At 73.8% G+C, this 691-nt stretch carries 1 protein-coding gene; it reads left to right on the plus strand.

Annotated features, from left to right (window positions below; translation table 11 throughout):
• The coding region (locus Psi01_RS43010) for an AMP-binding protein (protein WP_204069976.1) at nt 1–691 on the plus strand (691 nt) is incomplete at both ends.

A 691-nucleotide genomic window follows, 5' to 3' on the forward strand; every position in this document is an offset into this window, starting at 1 on the left:
TTCGAGGCGCAGGTGGCGGCCTCGCCGGGGGCGGTGGCGGTGGTGTGCGGGCCGGTGGAGCTGACGTACGGGCAGCTTGATGGGCGGGCCGGGGCGCTGGCCGGGGTGCTGGCCGATCTTGGGGTGGGGCCGGAGCGGTGTGTGGCGGTGCTGGTGCCGCGCTCGGTGGCGCTGGTGGTGGCGCTGGTGGGGGTGGTCAAGGCCGCGGGCGTCTATGTGCCGATCGATCCGGCCTATCCGGCTGAGCGGGTGGGCTTCATCGTGGAGGATGCCGCGCCGATGGCGGTGGTGACCGTCGCGGAGCTGGCCGATCGGGTGCCGGTGGGTCTGCCGGTGGTGGTGCTGGACGACGACGGCCACCTGAGCTCGGCACCATCGGAGAGCACGGCGAAGTCGGCTCCTGCGGAGGCTTCCTCGGCCGCGCCACTGCCTTCGCTGGTCCCACCTGCCGGGTCCCTGCCCGGCGCCGGTACGCCGGGTACGCCATCGGCCGCGCCGCACTCGCTTGCGGGGAAATCGGATGCGTTGCCATCTGGCGCCGGTACGGCGGGCAGTGGGGACGGTGAGGGTCGGCGCCGGGGTACGGCGGGTGCCGGGGTGGCCGGGCGGGTGTTGCCGGAGCATCCGGCGTATGTGATCTTCACGTCGGGGTCGACCGGGCGGCCCAAGGGTGTGGTGGTCTCGCATGCCA

Source organism: Paraplanobispora siamensis, from assembly GCF_016863175.1.
Lineage (GTDB): Bacteria > Actinomycetota > Actinomycetes > Streptosporangiales > Streptosporangiaceae > Planobispora > Planobispora siamensis.